General features: G+C 63.6%; 15 protein-coding genes. 8 read left to right on the top strand and 7 right to left on the bottom strand.

Annotated features, from left to right (window positions below; all coding sequences use genetic code 11):
* Nucleotides 1-221 precede the first annotated feature (221 nt).
* Together ACEQXV_RS17490 and ACEQXV_RS17485 are read left to right on the top strand one after the other, a co-directional pair.
* Nucleotides 222-500 carry a hypothetical protein gene (locus tag ACEQXV_RS17490; protein WP_370251203.1) on the top strand — a complete coding sequence of 93 codons (279 nt, stop codon included), beginning with the start codon at nucleotides 222-224 and terminating at the stop codon, nucleotides 498-500.
* An 83-nt stretch (nucleotides 501-583) separates the two neighbouring features.
* The gene (locus ACEQXV_RS17485) at nucleotides 584-856 is read left to right on the top strand and encodes a hypothetical protein (RefSeq protein WP_370251202.1); all 273 of its coding nucleotides are present in this window, start codon (nucleotides 584-586) and stop codon (nucleotides 854-856) included.
* Between the two features lie 12 nt (nucleotides 857-868).
* On the opposite strand, the gene ACEQXV_RS17480 is transcribed toward ACEQXV_RS17485, so the two are convergent.
* Nucleotides 869-1,573 (bottom strand): transcriptional regulator, encoded by a 705-nt coding sequence (locus tag ACEQXV_RS17480; protein WP_370251201.1) that lies wholly within the window; start codon nucleotides 1,571-1,573, stop codon nucleotides 869-871.
* Entirely contained in the window at nucleotides 1,545-1,823 is a 279-nt protein-coding gene (locus ACEQXV_RS17475) for a hypothetical protein (RefSeq protein ID WP_370251200.1), read from the bottom strand. The genes ACEQXV_RS17480 and ACEQXV_RS17475 overlap by 29 nt, the downstream gene beginning before the upstream one ends.
* A gap of 193 nt (nucleotides 1,824-2,016) precedes the next feature.
* Here ACEQXV_RS17475 and ACEQXV_RS17470 point away from each other — a divergent pair, with 193 nt between their 5' ends.
* The 3 genes from ACEQXV_RS17470 (at nucleotide 2,017) to ACEQXV_RS17460 (ending at nucleotide 4,400) form a co-directional block, all read left to right on the top strand.
* Complete coding sequence (locus ACEQXV_RS17470) at nucleotides 2,017-2,490, top strand: hypothetical protein (RefSeq protein WP_370251199.1); 474 nt, start codon at nucleotides 2,017-2,019, stop codon at nucleotides 2,488-2,490.
* Nucleotides 2,491-2,587: 97 nt separating this feature from the next.
* Entirely contained in the window at nucleotides 2,588-3,208 is a 621-nt protein-coding gene (locus tag ACEQXV_RS17465; RefSeq protein WP_370270232.1) for a ribonuclease HII, read from the top strand.
* A 91-nt stretch (nucleotides 3,209-3,299) separates the two neighbouring features.
* Nucleotides 3,300-4,400: a site-specific DNA-methyltransferase gene (locus ACEQXV_RS17460; RefSeq protein WP_370251197.1), complete on the top strand. Its 1,101-nt coding sequence runs from the start codon at nucleotides 3,300-3,302 to the stop codon at nucleotides 4,398-4,400.
* Between the two features lie 89 nt (nucleotides 4,401-4,489).
* Here the strand turns inward: ACEQXV_RS17460 and ACEQXV_RS17455 are convergent, their stop codons facing one another.
* Nucleotides 4,490-5,632 (bottom strand): alkane 1-monooxygenase, encoded by a 1,143-nt coding sequence (locus tag ACEQXV_RS17455; RefSeq protein WP_370270231.1) that lies wholly within the window; start codon nucleotides 5,630-5,632, stop codon nucleotides 4,490-4,492.
* Nucleotides 5,633-5,713: 81 nt separating this feature from the next.
* The gene (gene mutY, locus ACEQXV_RS17450; RefSeq protein WP_370270230.1) at nucleotides 5,714-6,772 is read right to left on the bottom strand and encodes an A/G-specific adenine glycosylase; all 1,059 of its coding nucleotides are present in this window, start codon (nucleotides 6,770-6,772) and stop codon (nucleotides 5,714-5,716) included.
* A gap of 80 nt (nucleotides 6,773-6,852) precedes the next feature.
* On the opposite strand from mutY, the gene ACEQXV_RS17445 reads away from it, so the two are divergent.
* From ACEQXV_RS17445 to ACEQXV_RS17435, 3 genes are read left to right on the top strand one after another with little or no spacing between them, the layout of a single operon-like run.
* Entirely contained in the window at nucleotides 6,853-7,380 is a 528-nt protein-coding gene (locus tag ACEQXV_RS17445; RefSeq protein WP_370255444.1) for a DUF721 domain-containing protein, read from the top strand.
* Between the two features lie 14 nt (nucleotides 7,381-7,394).
* Complete coding sequence (locus ACEQXV_RS17440) at nucleotides 7,395-8,117, top strand: DsbA family protein (RefSeq protein ID WP_370255442.1); 723 nt, start codon at nucleotides 7,395-7,397, stop codon at nucleotides 8,115-8,117.
* The gene (locus ACEQXV_RS17435; protein WP_370270228.1) at nucleotides 8,114-9,220 is read left to right on the top strand and encodes a CaiB/BaiF CoA transferase family protein; all 1,107 of its coding nucleotides are present in this window, start codon (nucleotides 8,114-8,116) and stop codon (nucleotides 9,218-9,220) included. Before ACEQXV_RS17440 ends, ACEQXV_RS17435 begins: the two co-directional genes overlap by 4 nt.
* A gap of 10 nt (nucleotides 9,221-9,230) precedes the next feature.
* Here ACEQXV_RS17435 and lpxK read toward each other — a convergent pair whose 3' ends face one another.
* From lpxK to ACEQXV_RS17420, 3 genes are read right to left on the bottom strand one after another with little or no spacing between them, the layout of a single operon-like run.
* The gene (gene lpxK / locus ACEQXV_RS17430) at nucleotides 9,231-10,214 is read right to left on the bottom strand and encodes a tetraacyldisaccharide 4'-kinase (protein ID WP_370255440.1); all 984 of its coding nucleotides are present in this window, start codon (nucleotides 10,212-10,214) and stop codon (nucleotides 9,231-9,233) included.
* Between the two features lie 3 nt (nucleotides 10,215-10,217).
* Nucleotides 10,218-11,489 carry a 3-deoxy-D-manno-octulosonic acid transferase gene (locus ACEQXV_RS17425; RefSeq protein ID WP_370255446.1) on the bottom strand — a complete coding sequence of 424 codons (1,272 nt, stop codon included), beginning with the start codon at nucleotides 11,487-11,489 and terminating at the stop codon, nucleotides 10,218-10,220.
* A 41-nt stretch (nucleotides 11,490-11,530) separates the two neighbouring features.
* Nucleotides 11,531-11,776, bottom strand: coding sequence for a DUF4170 domain-containing protein (locus tag ACEQXV_RS17420; RefSeq protein WP_370255438.1), 246 nt, complete (start codon nucleotides 11,774-11,776; stop codon nucleotides 11,531-11,533).
* Between the last annotated feature and the right edge of the window lie 148 nt (nucleotides 11,777-11,924).

Genomic DNA, 11,924 nt, shown 5'->3' with positions numbered 1-11,924 from the left:
AGGTGCCGTTTCTCGAAGCTGTGTGCGAAGAAATCTTCGGTTGAGACCGGGGCGATGGCCTGCGCGAATGTCATGGACATATGTCCGTTCTCCCGTTTTCCGGTCCTGTGGCGAACCGGCGTGAAACAGCCTATGGACGGGGGTCTTTGTTGACCGGGCGCCGGGATCCCCCTATAGTTCGTGTCAGCATTACACATGTTTTGGCGGCAAGGAAGGCCAGCATGACGAAAACACCAAAAAGCGGCCAGAAGACGCTGAGCGATTCCGAGATCACCACGTCGCGACCTGCGCGCAGGGCGTTTCTTGGCCTGATGGCGGCCAGTGGAGCCGCTGTTGTTGCCCCCTCGGCAGCACAGGCGGCCGATATCGACAACGGAACCTGGACGGATCGCGGATCCTGCCCGCGTGGCGGCGGCGGGGCCTATACGGGCGCAACCGACCGCGACAATGGCAACATCACCGACTACGGCGGATACGGGCGCGGTGCGCCTTATTGCTGACGCTGCGCGCCTCGATCTGCTAGGATGCGCTGAAAGCCCCTACAGGGGTAGATTTCGATGACGACAGCACAGCGGAAGAGCCGATGACCCGGAAACCAACGAAAACCCTCTCCGACGCCGATATTCAGATCGGGCGCAGCGGGCGTCGCAGATTTCTTGGGTTGGCCGCAGCGGGCGGCACTTTGGCGATGTTTCCCGGTCAGGCACAGGCTGCGGATGGCGATACCGGGTCCTGGACGGATGGGAATGCCTGCCCGCGCGGGACAGGGGGCGTGCGCACGGGCTATACAGACAGCGACAATGGCTCGATCTCGGACCGATCAGGCTATGGCAGGGGGCGGCCCAACAACTGCTAGCCCGCAGCCCGTTCAGATCATCTTGATGACATCCTTGTCGATCGCCAGCATGTAGCCCCGGCGGGCGATGTTCTTGACCAGCAGTTCACTGACCATCTGGTTGCCAAGCGTATCGCGCAGGCGCTTGATCCGGGTTGCGCCCGCAGCTTCTTCGCAATCGGCAGCCGGCTTACCCGAGACCATCGATTCGATCTCGGCCCCCGACAGCACATCGTCATCCATTCGCGCTTCGGCCAGGACCGAGAGGGTTTCCATCGCGGCCTTGGTCAGCTTGAATTCCAGGTTGTTGAGATAGACGACGTTTTCTTCGCGGCTGACCACGAGCGACGACACCTGGATGCCCGAACGCTCGATCTCGTGCATGCGACGATTGAGCGTGATGATCGTGACCAGGAACACCAGGCAGGCAATCAGCAGCGCGGTAGCGAAGACGATCAGCACGAAGATGATGGCCCGGTAGCTGGCCAGGACCTTGGAGAAGGTCGTGCCGGATTGGGCAAGGATTTCAAGGATGCGGATCGATTCCGTCGTCGTCAACGCGTCGTTGACAAGGAAGATTTCCCGCACCGCGTCGTTGAATTCATTCGCGTCGGGCAGATAGGAAAATAGCAGGATCGCCGCCACCGCGAGGATGGCGACGACGGCTGCGATCCCGATCTGGACCACGCGGGTCCCGGTAATCCGCGATTCAGAAGCGGAGGTAGTATTGTCCTGCACGGTCTCTCCTCGACGCTAGGCCGGTCTCGTCAAAGACCGACATCACTTCCAGGAGCTGCCAGCCGCCCGAAAGACGGCCTGCGATGACAGGTGCGGCCGCGCCGACCGAACAGGCGGAGTCCGGCAACTCGATCACACCGTAATGCAGGCGGAGCGGGTTATCCATCGTTGCCTTGTAGTCGGCGTAGCAAGTTGCGTTTGCCGTAGTGGCGAGCCCGGCGAGGGCGAGGGAGAGGAGAAGCTGTTTCATCATGGGTCCGAGTTAGGGTCAGACCGGTCTGACATTCAATATCAGAGCCGTCCAATCAGGCTGTTATCGGATAGCGGGGCGCTGATATTGCCTGTCTTTGCAGGGCCGGATGACTGTGCATCAGGGCCGCGCGTTCCCCAATCGCACGGCTTTTCATGACCTGTCCCCAACTCCAGCCCCCGGAGACCAAGCAATGCTTAAAACCCTTCCCAAATCCCTTGCTTCGGCTGGCCTCGCCATGGCCGTCTCGATTTCCAGCCTTGTCGGCGCCAGCACCGAAGCCAATGCCCATGACCAGAACTTGCACCGATTCCTTGGTGCGACAGCCGGCATCCTGCTGCTCGACAGCCTGATCGACCGGCAGCGCAGCCATACCCACTACGCGCCCGCCCCGGTGACACGCTACGTTGCGCCGCCGCCGGTGATGCATTACGCGCCGCCGCCCGTCGTGGTCGTTCCGCAGATGGTGGCCCCCTCGTCCTGCTACATCCGCTACGAAGGGCCGAACCTGGACATGCGCGCCTATGGTGCCCACTGCATGCAGGGCCACGTGCACAGCCACGCCTACCTGCCCGACAGCTGCCGCGAGTCGGTCTTCACCTATCACGGCTGGCGCGAGGTCTACGATGCACAGTGCCTCTACCGTCATGGTTGGGTGCGGTCGTAAACACGACCATTGATCGAGCAGAACCGCAGAGGCGGCGGACGAAGGTTCGCCGCCTTTTTTCGTTGTGCCGGTTGCGGGGGCATGGTTTGTCGGGGGCATGAACACAGGTCCAGATTTCAGTTTCGAGACTCGGATCGGCGGGCGTGTCGCAGGGGTAGACGAGGTGGGCCGCGGTCCCCTTGCCGGGCCGGTGACGGCTGCGGCGGTGGTGCTGGATCCTGCCACCATTCCCGAAGGACTGAACGACTCCAAGAAACTGAGCGCGCGCAAGCGGACCGCGTTGCTGGAACAGTTGCTGGAGAGGGCCGAGGTGTCGCTCGGGTGGGCCAGCGTGGAAGAGATCGACGCGATCAACATCCGCAACGCCACCTTCCTGGCCATGCGCCGGGCGCTTGAGGGCCTGGCACCGGTGGGTCACGCTCTGATCGACGGTAACGCGTTGCCGCCAGAACTGCCCTGCCCGGCCACCACGATCGTCAAGGGAGACGGGCGCAGCCTGTCCATCGCAGCGGCTTCGATTGTGGCGAAAGTGGGGCGGGATAAACACATGATGGCGCTTTCGAGGCAATTTCCAGGCTATGGTTGGGAACGCAACGCCGGATACCCGACAGCAGACCACAAGCAGGCGCTTCTAGATTTGGGGGTGACCCCTCACCATAGACGCAGCTTCAAGCCCGTCCACAACATCTTGTATCAAGGAAAATCTGTAAGTTCCTGATTCAAAAAAGAAATTGACGGCGAATCACCTTTGACTCATGCTTGTCCCTGCAATTCAGCGCCCAAAAGAGGCGCGAGGCAGAGGCAGAGTGATGACAAAATCCAAGAAGACGGAGGCCCCCGTGCTTCCGCTCAATACCATTATGTCGGGGGACTGCATCGAGGTGATGAACAGTCTGCCCGAAGCGTCGGTGGACCTGATCTTCGCGGATCCGCCCTACAACCTGCAACTCAAGGGCAATCTGCACCGTCCCGACAATTCCATGGTCGATGCGGTCGATGACCATTGGGACCAGTTCGACAGTTTCGCCGTCTATGACCGCTTCACCCGCGACTGGCTGAAGGCCGCACAACGCCTGCTCAAGCCCAATGGCGCGATCTGGGTCATTGGCAGCTATCACAACATCTTCCGCGTGGGCGCAGAGTTGCAGAACCAGGGCTACTGGATCCTGAACGACGTGGTTTGGCGCAAGTCGAACCCGATGCCAAATTTCCGCGGCAAACGCTTCACCAACGCGCATGAAACGCTAATCTGGGCCTCGAAGTCCGAAGGCGCGAAATACACGTTCAACTACGAGGCGCTGAAGGCGTTGAACGAAGGCGTGCAGATGCGGTCGGACTGGGTTCTGCCGATCTGCAACGGACATGAGCGCCTGAAGGACGAGAAGGGCGACAAGGCCCATCCCACGCAGAAGCCCGAAAGCCTGCTTCATCGCATCCTCGTGGCCACCACCAACCCCGGTGACGTCGTGCTGGACCCGTTCTTCGGCACTGGCACCACCGGGGCCGTGGCCAAGAAGCTGGGACGCGATTTCATCGGGATCGAGCGCGAAGAAGCCTACCGCAAGGTGGCCGAGAAGCGGCTGAGCGAAACGCGCCGCTTTGACCGGACTTCGCTGGAAGTCAGCACGTCCAAGCGAGCCGAACCGCGCATTCCCTTCGGTCAACTGGTGGAGCGTGGCTTGCTCAACCCCGGAGAAGAACTGGTCAGCCCGCGCGGCAAGGTCGCCAAGATCCGGGCCGACGGAACGCTGGTGATTTCCAACACCAAGGGATCCATCCACCAGGTTGGCGCCAAGCTGGAAGGGGCACCATCCTGTAACGGCTGGACCTACTGGCATTTCCGCCGCGATGGAAAGACCGTGCCGATCGACCTTCTGCGTCAACAGATCCGGTCTGAGCTGCGCGGCTGATTTTCAACCAATACCGCCCGTGCCAACTGGCTTTTGCCTGCGGCACGACCCTATCCCCGCCCGGGCCTTGCGCCCCGGCGGGGCTTTTTTCAGCTTGCACCGCGCGGCATGGGGGTTCGGCCCTTGTTGTAGTCCTGCCAGTCAGTGATTTCCGGGTAATACATCTGTCGCCATTGGCGCACGCGCGGATTCATCCGCTTGCGCCAAAGGGGCGGGAACAGGGCAAAGAGCGTCATGACAGGGTAGCCAAGCGGCAGTTGCGGCGCCTCTGCCTCGGAATAGGTTTGCAAAAGCGGGAAGCGGCGGCTCGGCTTGTAGTGGTGGTCGGAATGGCGCTGGAGGTTGATCAGCAGCCAGTTCGACACCCGGTGCGATGCATTCCAGCTGTGGCGTGGCTGGACATGTTCATACTTGCCGCCGCCCAGATGCTTTCGGGTCAGGCCGTAATGCTCGATGTAATTGGTCAGTTCCAGCAAGGACACTGCAATGAAGGCCTGGAACAGGAACAGCCCCAACCCGCCCCAACCTCCGATCATGAGAACAAGCGCGATCATCGCGCCTTGCAGCGCCCAGTAACGCCAGAACGGGTTTGATGCGTCATGCCAGGGCTTGCCCTTGCGGGCCAGCATGGCCTTTTCCACCCGGAAGGCCGAACGGGGACAATCGCGCAGCACGCGCCAGAAGAAGCGATGGAACCCCTCGTTGTAGCGCGCGGTCACAGGGTCGCGCGGGGTGCCCACATGGATGTGGTGGACCAGCAGGTGTTCGCTGCGAAAATGGCTGTAGAGCACCGACGCCATCAGCAGGTCGCCCAACCAGCGTTCTGCCCGGTTCTTCTGGTGCATCAGTTCGTGCGCGTAGACGATGCCGATGCCCCCCGACATCACGCCGACGCCGTAGAACAGCAGGATCTTTTCCCAGGCGGCAAGGTGATCCGAATGGGTCGCAAACCAGATCAGCGACAGGACCGTCACGAATTGCACCGGGAACCAGATCAGCGTGACCAGCCGATACCAGAAGAGTCCCTCCTCCGGCGTTTCGGGGTCGGGATTTTCCTGGTTGAGACCCGAGAGCGCGTCGAGCAGCGTGGTCAGCCCGATCGCGTAGAGCGGCAGCAGCAGCAGCGCCAGCCCCCCGGCCCAGGCCCCGATCACTGCGAGCGGCACAAGTAGGACGGACATCCAGAATGGCTGGGCGTTCTGAAGCTTGGAAACCTGGGAAGCGGGGATCATGTTCGGGGCCTTCGTGACGGGTGCGTCGGGAACTGGTGAGAGGATGATATTCGGCAAGTGTCGCCCAAGCCGGACGCTATCTCAATCCTCTGGCCACGCACCTTGCGCGAGGTCAAAGGCCTTGCGCATGACGGTCGGCAGGTTGGCGGGGCGAAACTCCTGTCTTGGCAGGAAGCGTCCGCGTGTCGGCGTGCCATCTTCCAAAAGGGCCAGGCGCAGTGAGAGGCGCAGGTGAAAATGCGTGAAGGTGTGGCGCACTTCCAGCCCCGGATCGTGCCACCGGGCGGCAATCGGCGGGTTTTCTGGCGGTGCGCTCTCAGTCCAGTCGGTTCCGGGCCAGCCCAACATGCCGCCAAGCAAACCCTTCTCGGGCCGTGTTTCCAAAAGCCAGGCCCCGTCTGCGCGCCGTACGAGATAGGCGATGCCAAGGCGGGTGGGCTTGGTCTTCTTCGGGGCCTTCGCGGGCAGATCGGCCGCGATTCCCGTTGCTCGGGCCTTGCACGGGTCCCGCAAGGGGCAGATGCCGCAGGCGGGGTTGCGAGGGGTGCAGATTGTGGCACCGAGGTCCATCACGGCCTGCGCGTGGTCGCCCGGGCGAGTGTTTGGCGTCAGGCGGGCCGCGTGGGCCTTGAGCACCGGCTTCACGTCGGGCAGGGGCATCGTTTCCGCAAAGAGCCGCGCCATCACGCGCTCGACATTGCCGTCCATCACCGGCGCGGGGATGTCATAGGCGATCGAGGCGATGGCCGCCGCCGTGTAAGGGCCGATCCCGGGCAGGTCGAGCAACCCGGCCTCCGAGTCGGGAAATCGCCCGCCCAAATCACCCGCCACCACCCGCGCGCATTTGAGCAGGTTGCGCGCCCGCGCGTAGTAGCCAAGCCCAGCCCATTCCCCCATGACGGCGGCGTCCTCGGCTGCGGCGAGGGCGCCGACAGTGGGCCAGAGCGTGGTGAAGCGCTGGAAATAGTCCTTCACCGCTGCGACCGTCGTCTGTTGCAGCATCACTTCGGACAGCCAGACGCGATAGGGGTCGGGCATAACGCCTGCCCTGCGGTCTCCCGGCGAGATACGCCACGGAAGGGTGCGCGCATGGTTGTCATACCAGTCCAGCAGGACGGCGCTGTAATCTTCGTCACGCAAGCGTTATGCTTCCTTCGTGTCTGACCCATTGGTTCCGGCCCTCCGGAGAGTTAAATTAACCCGCAGGAAAGGAAACCCCGATGGCGGCAACGAAGCCCACCATGACCAAGCCACCCTCGCGCCGCAAGCGCGGGTTCGAACCGGCCGCGCGGTTGGTGGCGGGGCATATGCGCGGGGCGTTCGAGAAGCGCGGCTTTGCCGAGGCAAAACTGCTGACCCATTGGGCAGAGGTCGTGGGGCCGGAGATTGCCAGCTGTGCCCGGCCCGTGAAGATCCGCCATTCGCGTGACGGGATCGGCTCGACGCTTGTCCTGCTGACCACCGGCGGGCACGCCCCTTTGCTGGAAATGCAGAAAGAGGCGATCCGCCAGAAGGTGAATGCTTGCTATGGCTACAACGCGGTCAGCAAGGTGCAGATCACCCAGACCGCACCAACCGGGTTCGCCGAGGGTCAGGTGGCCTTCGAGACCCGAGAGAAGCCGAAACCCGAACCCACACCGCAGGTTCTGGCGGCTGCCAAGGCCGCAGCCGACCCCATTTCCGACGACCGGTTGAAGGATGCGCTTGAACGCCTTGCCCGGAACGTTTTAACCAAGAACAGCCATTGAGGAGAGCATTTCACATGTCCCGCACCCTGATCCTGTCCGCCTTGTCCGCCCTGATGGTGGTGCTTGGCGGGTACATCTATCTCAGCGCCTCGCGCGAGGTTGCTTCGAACCAGACCAGCCTGCCCTTGATGGCTGCCAGCGCGCAGGAGGCCGGAACCAGTGATTCCGAGCCTGCTGATGCAGAAGCCGAAGATACCGCCGCCCCCGAAGTGATCGAGATGGTCATGGGCTCCGACGATGCGCCGATCACCGTGATCGAATATGCCTCCTTCACCTGCCCGCACTGCGCGCGGTTCCACGAAGAAGTTTATCCCCAGCTCGTCGAGAACTATGTCGATACCGGCCAAATCCGTTTCGTGATCCGGGAAATCTACTTTGACCGCTACGGCCTGTGGGCGGCGATGGTGGCCCGCTGCGGTGGCCCGCTGCGCTATTTCGGCATTTCCGAGATGATCATGGAAGAACAGCGTGAATGGGTTCAGGGCGAGCCCGGCGCCGTCGCCGCGAACCTGCGCCGTCTTGGTCTGCGTGCCGGTCTAAGCGATGACCAACTCGACGCCTGCCTGACCGATAATGACATGGCGCAGGCCATGGTGACCCTGTCATCCGAGCAGGCCGAAGCCGATGGTGTGCAAGGCACCCCGAGCTTCGTCATCAACGGTGAGCTCTACAGCAATATGAGCTATGCCGAGATGTCGGAGCTTCTCGACGGTCTGATCGCCGACGTCGAGGGATGAGCGCACCGCTTGAAGGGCTCAAGGTCATTGAGCTAGCCCGTATCCTGGCCGGCCCCTGGGCCGGTCAGACTCTGTCTGACCTCGGCGCAGAGGTGATCAAGGTCGAAAGCCCGGCGGGCGACGATACCCGCCAGTGGGGCCCACCCTTCATCGAGCGCGAGGAGGACACGACCGCCGCCTATTTCCATTCCTGCAACCGGGGCAAGCGGTCCGTCGTGGCCGATTTCCGCACCGAGGAAGGCCAGGAAATGGTGCGCGGGCTGGTGGCCGATGCCGACATCCTGATCGAGAATTTCAAGCTTGGCGGGCTGGCGAAATACGGTCTGGATTACGAGAGCCTGTCCAAGGTCAATCCGCGCCTGATCTATTGTTCCATCACGGGGTTCGGCCAGACCGGTCCCTACGCGCATCGCGCAGGCTATGACTACATCATCCAGGGCATGTCGGGGCTGATGTCGATCACGGGCGATCCCGATGGCCAGCCGCAGCGGGTGGGCGTGGCCGTAACGGACCTGTTCACCGGGCTTTACTCGGTCAGCGGCATCCTGGCGGCGCTCTATCAGCGCGAGCGGACCGGCCAGGGGCAGCACGTGGATATGGCCCTGCTGGACTGCGCGGTTTCGATCACGGCGAACCAGGCCATGAACTACCTGGCCACGGGCACCCCACCGGGCCGGACAGGCAACTACCATCCCAACCTGACACCCTACCAGGTGTTCGACTGCGCTGACGGCTTCATCATCATCGCCACCGGGAACGATTCCCAGTATCGGCGGCTTTGCCGGATCCTCGATCTGGATGATATGGCCGAAGCGCCTGACTTCCTGACCAATGCCGACCGGGTAAAAAACCGCGAGGAGATGATCGCGCGGCTGATGGCCAGAACGCGGGAATGCACCAAGGCCGACCTGCTGGCCGCGTGCGAGGCCGAGGGCGTGCCCGCCGGGCCGATCAACGACATGGCCGAAGTGTTCGAGGACCCGCAGGTTCAGGCGCGCGGCATGCGCATCGCGCCCGAGGGCATTCCGGGTGTCCGGTCACCTTTCCGTTTTTCCGATGCAGAACTGTCGCTTGACCGCGCCTCTCCGAAACTGAAGCGGTGAGCGCTGCGGATCAGGTCAGCAGATCGTCCAGCGCCGCGTCCAGCGGGTCCCAATCCTCCAGTTGAAGGCGGACGGGCACGGTCAAGACCCTGGAGCGGAAACTGGCCGGCAGGCGCACGGCATCCTTTTCGGTGGTCACCAGTTGCGCGCCAAGCGCCTTTGCGTCCTGTTCCAGCCGCGCCATCAGGGCCTCGGTCAGGGGTTGGTGGTCCGATAGCGCTTCTCCGCGCAGCAGATTGGCCCCCATGGCCTTGAGCGTGGCAAAGAACTTTTCCGGGTGACCGATCCCGGCGAAGGCCAGAACCGGCAGGCCCTCGAAAGGCATTCCGGTTGGCAGCGGCTCCAGTCGCCCGAGGAGATGAGGCAAGGTTACTGCATGGCCCCAGTCCTTGCGGAAGCGGGCCTGTGCGCCATCCGGGCCGATGGAGAGCAGAAGGTCAGCCCGTGCAAGGCCCGCTGCAACCGGTTCGCGCAAAGGGCCAGCGGGAATGACGCGGCCGTTGCCGAAGCCCTTGGCAGCATCCACCACCACGATCGACAGATCCTTTGCAAGACCGGGGTTCTGGAACCCGTCATCGAGCAGGATAACCTTAGCCCCCGCCGCCACGGCGGCACGCGCACCTGCCGCTCGGTCCCTGGAAACCCATGTGGGTAGCCAGGCCGCGATCAGAAGGGGTTCGTCGCCGACCTCGTCCGCCGTGTCGGTGCGGGGATCGACGCGATGCGGGCCTTCGACGCTGCCGCCGAAGCCGCGGCTGACCACATGCGCGGTGACGCCACGCGCGGTCAGGCGTTCGGCAAGAGCGATCACGGTCGGTGTCTTGCCTGTGCCGCCTGCATTCAGATTACCTACGCAGATCACCGGCACGTCCGGGCGTTCCCAGGCCCCGCCCTGCAGCCTGCGCGCAGTTGCAGCGGCATAGAGTGCGCCGAGCGGCGACAGAAGAACGCTCAGAAGCCCCGGTTTGCGATGCCAGAAGCGGGGGGCCTGCATCGCTCAGCCCGCCGCCGTCAGCCGCGGGGTGCGGTCGAGATGGTCAAAAAGCATGTCGAGCGCCCGGTCCGTGACTTCCGCCCCGGCCGAGCAGACCTCCCACGCTGCGTGGGCCATGGCAGCCGCGCGGTCAGGGTTCAAAAGGTCATTCACAGCTTCTGCCAGCGACTCGGGTGATGACACCAGCCGCGAGGCCCTGGACTCGGCGAGGCGCTGGAAGATATCGACAAAGTTGCTGACATAGGGCCCGTGCAGAATGACCGAGCCGAGGGCTGCCGGTTCGAACGGGTTGTGCCCCCCGACGGGTTCCAGCGACCCACCCACGAAGCTGATCGGGGCCAGCCGATACCAAAGCCCCATCTCGCCAAGCGTGTCTGCAAGGTAAACGGCATGGTCGGAGCCCGGCATCTCGCCAGCGCTGCGGCGCGCGAAACTGCACCCGTGCTGTTCGATCATCGCGGCCACGTCGTCGCCCCGATGGGGATGGCGCGGCACGAGGATGAGCAGCAGGCGTGGATTGGCTTTCAGGGCCTGCCTGTGGGCCTCCAGCACCTTTTCCTCTTCGCCCTCGTGGGTCGACCCGGCCAGCCAGATAGGACGCCCGCCAAGATGAGCCGCGAGGCGCGCGCGCTCGTCCTCGTCGCAGGGCAGGGCAGCCGCCCCTTCCTTGAGCGTGCCCGTCACGTGCAACCGCTGCCCCGGCAGCCCGAGATGGCGCAGATAGGCGGCGGTGAGGTCATCCTGCACATGGGCTTCGTCGAAGCGCTCCAGCAGGCTGCGGACCATGCCGCGCAGGAACCGCCAGCGATCGTGGCTGGTCTTGGACATGCGCGCATTGATGACCACCATCGGGACGCCCCGCGCGCGGGTTTCAGAGATCAGCGCCGGCCAAAGTTCGCTTTCGGTCCAGACGGCCAGCGAAGGGCGCCAATGGTCGAGGAAACGGCGCACCCAGGGCAGCACGTCTACCGGGACGAATTGATGCACTGCGGTGGCCGGCAGGCGCGAGGCCATGACCTGGGCCGAAGTCACGGTGCCGGTCGTCACCAGGAATCGCAGGTCCGGGCGTTCCTCGGACATGCGGCGGATCAGTTCGAGCAGGGACAGCGATTCACCCACGGATGCGGCGTGAAACCAGACAAGATCGCCCTCCGGTCGCTCCAGACCGGCAATGCCGCGCCGCTCGCCAATACGTTCGGGGTCTTCCTTGCCTGCCTCCAGTCGGGACGCAAGCTTTCGCTCGGCAAACCGCGTGGCGCGGGCCGAGAAGGCCAGGTAGGCGGACAGGGCAAGAGAGAAGCGCGGGGGGCGGGCGGTCAGCTGTCCAGCTCCTCGGTGGGGGAGGCTTCGCGCTCTTCGTCGCGCAGCCGGTGAATGTGGGCGATGTAGTAGCGCATATGCGCGTTGTCCACGGTGCGCTGCGCGGCATCTTTCCAGGCGTCATAGGCGCTGGCGTAGTCGGGGAACATGCCCACGATGTCGATCGCCTCCACATCCTTGAAAACGGATTTGGTGGGGTCGACCAGTTCGCCGCCGAAAACAAGGTGAAGACGCTGTGCCATATGAGCCTCTGGAATATCGTGCCGGGTTTAGCGCGCACCCTAGGCATTTGCTGGCGGGGGTCAAGGAACCTGCGGTCGCGGGGGTAGTGGCCGGGTTCGCCGCGCGTTCGGCGCGGCGTCCCGTGGGGCGGGCCGGGCGGGGGCGGCC

The sequence above is a fragment of the Nioella sp. genome (assembly GCF_964229645.1).
Taxonomy (GTDB): Bacteria; Pseudomonadota; Alphaproteobacteria; order Rhodobacterales; family Rhodobacteraceae; genus Nioella.
This window is presented reverse-complemented; position numbering and strand designations above follow the sequence as displayed.

What these genes read in the sequence shown, in the direction of transcription:
- ACEQXV_RS17475 (WP_370251200.1), bottom strand. Translation starts at nt 1,823, where the DNA reads ATGAAACAGCTTCTCCTCTCCCTCGCCCTCGCCGGGCTCGCCACTACG.
- ACEQXV_RS17445 (WP_370255444.1), top strand. Translation starts at nt 6,853, where the DNA reads ATGGCGGCAACGAAGCCCACCATGACCAAGCCACCCTCGCGCCGCAAG.
- ACEQXV_RS17435 (WP_370270228.1), top strand. Translation starts at nt 8,114, where the DNA reads ATGAGCGCACCGCTTGAAGGGCTCAAGGTCATTGAGCTAGCCCGTATC.
- ACEQXV_RS17440 (WP_370255442.1), top strand. Translation starts at nt 7,395, where the DNA reads ATGTCCCGCACCCTGATCCTGTCCGCCTTGTCCGCCCTGATGGTGGTG.
- ACEQXV_RS17460 (WP_370251197.1), top strand. Translation starts at nt 3,300, where the DNA reads ATGACAAAATCCAAGAAGACGGAGGCCCCCGTGCTTCCGCTCAATACC.
- lpxK (WP_370255440.1), bottom strand. Translation starts at nt 10,214, where the DNA reads ATGCAGGCCCCCCGCTTCTGGCATCGCAAACCGGGGCTTCTGAGCGTT.
- ACEQXV_RS17420 (WP_370255438.1), bottom strand. Translation starts at nt 11,776, where the DNA reads ATGGCACAGCGTCTTCACCTTGTTTTCGGCGGCGAACTGGTCGACCCC.
- ACEQXV_RS17455 (WP_370270231.1), bottom strand. Translation starts at nt 5,632, where the DNA reads ATGATCCCCGCTTCCCAGGTTTCCAAGCTTCAGAACGCCCAGCCATTC.
- ACEQXV_RS17470 (WP_370251199.1), top strand. Translation starts at nt 2,017, where the DNA reads ATGCTTAAAACCCTTCCCAAATCCCTTGCTTCGGCTGGCCTCGCCATG.
- ACEQXV_RS17490 (WP_370251203.1), top strand. Translation starts at nt 222, where the DNA reads ATGACGAAAACACCAAAAAGCGGCCAGAAGACGCTGAGCGATTCCGAG.
- ACEQXV_RS17465 (WP_370270232.1), top strand. Translation starts at nt 2,588, where the DNA reads ATGAACACAGGTCCAGATTTCAGTTTCGAGACTCGGATCGGCGGGCGT.
- ACEQXV_RS17485 (WP_370251202.1), top strand. Translation starts at nt 584, where the DNA reads ATGACCCGGAAACCAACGAAAACCCTCTCCGACGCCGATATTCAGATC.